The sequence below is a fragment of the Halospina sp. K52047b genome (genome assembly GCF_008709855.1).
Lineage (GTDB): Bacteria > Pseudomonadota > Gammaproteobacteria > Pseudomonadales > Oleiphilaceae > Halospina > Halospina utahensis_B.
This window is the reverse complement of the sequence record NZ_VYJH01000025.1, coordinates 1-2499: the sequence shown is the minus strand read 5'-3', so window position 1 is coordinate 2499 and position 2499 is coordinate 1. Positions and strand designations below refer to the sequence as shown.

Here is a 2499-nt window from a genome sequence, read left to right as displayed (position 1 = left end):
GTAAGCGCCCGTAAATCGACCCACTTGACCCGGCGCTAGCAATCAGCTCTTTTTAGGAGCTGGCTCCAGGCCCGTATTCCACGGCAGCAACGCTTCCAGCTTCTCGACGGTGTCCGCCTCGCCGATGTGCGCCAGAACGTGGTGGATATAGGTCGACGGTTCCAGGTTGTTCGCCTTGGCCGTCTCGACCAACGAGTAGCAGCTGGCGCTGGCATTGGCTCCTCGCGTGGTGTCGGCGAACAGCCACGCCCTGCGTCCGAGCGCGAACGGGCGGATGGCGTTTTCGGCCAGGGCGTTGCTGATCTGCAGATCGCCGCGCTCGCAGTAGCCGATCAGGGTGTCCCATTGGTTGAGGGTGTAATCCATGGCCTTACGGGTCAGTGAGCCCTTCACGACTTTGTCGGCGTTGTCGTCCAGCCAGGCTTTGAACGCCTGGAGCTGGGGCAGGCTCTGCGCCTGGCGGATGCGATAGCGCTCGTCATCACCAAGGTCCTTGATCCGGCGTTCAATGGCGTAGAGCTTTCGGATATGGCCCAGGGCAACGTCGGCCTTGGCGGTTTGGCGTTGGCCTTTGCCCTTCTTTTTCGACGGCGCTGCCTTCGAGGCCTCAACGAACTTGCGACGGGCATGGTCCCAGCACCCGATCCGGGTGATGGCGTTATCCCGACACACCTTCCCATAGCCGGAGTAGCCATCGGCTTGCAGGATGCCCTGGAAGTCATCGAGCAGACGCACGGGCACGCTGCCCGCGCGTGAGGGGTCGTACTCGAACAGAACCGTGGGCTGGCCCGGCGGTCCACCTCGGGTCACCCAGATCCATTTGTCGGATTGGGCGCTCTTACCATCCTCCTTGAGCACCTGCAGTCGGGTCTCATCGGCCTGGAGGTAGTCGCTGGTGTTCTGAGCCTCGCGCATGAGGTTGATCAGCGGGCGCAGCACCGGCTCCAGGCGCACGATCCAGTGGGCCATGCTGGTGCGGCTGAGTTCGTGGCCCAAGCGGTTGAACATCTGCTGCTGGCGATACAGCGGCAGCCCGTCGGCGTATTTCGAGGTGATGATGTGGGCCAGCAGCGACGGGGTGGCGATGCACTTGCCCAGCGGGTGCACGGCACGGGCTGCTGCCACCAGGGACTCGTCCCCGTCGTCGTGCTCGAACACGGCCTTTTCCTGCCAGTATTCGAGCACGTTCAGCTGCGCGGGGATGTACTCCAGTTCTTCCTTGACCTTGGTGAAGAAGGTCTTGGTGGCGCCGGCTTTGTCTTCATCGCTGAGGGTCAGCTCAATGCGCTTGCGCCGCAGCTGATCCGAGAACCCGCGTTGGCGGTTTTTACGGGCGGGGCGCGGTGGCTCGTGCTGATCGGGTTCATCCTCGTCTGGAAGTTCCTCGCGCAGGGACTCGATCTCGGCTTCGACTTCCGCTTCATCGAACAGGCTGGTCTGGAAGTGGTGCTTCTCGCTGCTGGCGGCGAACTTCTGGACGGTTTTCAGCCGCAGCAGCTCTTCGAGCAGTTCAATGCGCGTATCGCGTCGCTGGATGGTTTGTTCACGCTGTTCCAGCTCACTTTGCTGCTTAGCAAGAGCTTGTTGCTGAGCGTCGAGTTGCTGTTGGAGATCGCTGATAACGCCCGCCATCTCAGCGGGCGAAAGACCGCTGAGATCAGGGACTGAAGGGGCATCATCGGGTGTTGATTTCATTGTGAAATGATAGCAAAAACAGCGCTCTGGCGCACGCCAAAAAAGCTATCCAAGGGCCTCGTAATACAACTTCTTATGACCCTTGAGCAGCGTGATGTCGTAGCCATCCAGCAGCCAGTTGATCTGCTCACCGCTCAGCGCCATCAACTCATCCCCGGGGCCCGGCCACTTGAACCGCTCCTCGGCCAGGGCCTTGTAATACAGCACAAAGCCGTTGTCTTCCCACATCAGGCACTTGATCTTGTTGCGCTGGCGATTGGTGAACGCGTACATGGCGCCGGTGAACGGGCTGTGGCCCAGCTCCTGCTCCACGATCAGCGCCAGGCCATGGGCCTGTTTACGGAAATCCACCGGCGCCCGGTACAGATAGATCTCAGGCAGCTCTCGGGAAGGGCGTAGATACCGGTGACGCATCACAGCTGCCTCAGCACCGCGGCCAGCAGTTCAACGTTGCCGGCGTGCAGCCCGGTGATCGATACGCCACCGGGCAACGACACGGTCAGCGCATCCGCCGTCTCTGTGGCCGCCACCGTCGGCGCGACACGGGCGAATCCAGCGCCGGCGTCTGACTGGCCTTCAGCCCGCAACTTCCGGCGCCAGTAGCTGAACTGATAATAGCCCAAACGGTGTTCGCGACAGAAAGCGGCACCGGAAAGCCCGGAGGCCGCCCATTCAGTGAGGGTGTGTTGCCAGAAATGATGCAACTCGGTGCTGGCCATGCTGGTTCCTCCACTCATTACAAGGATGGAACCAGTGTGGTCGGGCCTCAGATCAGGGAACAGGTGTCGATTTGCTGGCGCTTAC

General features: G+C 61.4%; 3 protein-coding genes. All 3 read right to left on the bottom strand.

The genetic code is table 11. The features are described 5' to 3' along the window. Positions 1-42: 42 nt before the first annotated feature. The 3 genes from tnpC to tnpA are packed head-to-tail and all read right to left on the bottom strand — an operon-like array spanning position 43 to position 2414. Positions 43-1695 (bottom strand): IS66 family transposase, encoded by a 1653-nt coding sequence (gene tnpC / locus F3089_RS15700; RefSeq protein ID WP_151441722.1) that lies wholly within the window; start codon positions 1693-1695, stop codon positions 43-45. A 45-nt stretch (positions 1696-1740) separates the two neighbouring features. Then, positions 1741-2109, bottom strand: a complete 369-nt coding sequence (tnpB, locus tag F3089_RS15695; protein WP_151441721.1) for an IS66 family insertion sequence element accessory protein TnpB — start codon at positions 2107-2109, stop codon at positions 1741-1743. Then, positions 2109-2414 carry an IS66 family insertion sequence element accessory protein TnpA gene (gene tnpA / locus F3089_RS15690; protein WP_151441720.1) on the bottom strand — a complete coding sequence of 102 codons (306 nt, stop codon included), beginning with the start codon at positions 2412-2414 and terminating at the stop codon, positions 2109-2111. Before tnpA ends, tnpB begins: the two co-directional genes overlap by 1 nt. Between the last annotated feature and the right edge of the window lie 85 nt (positions 2415-2499).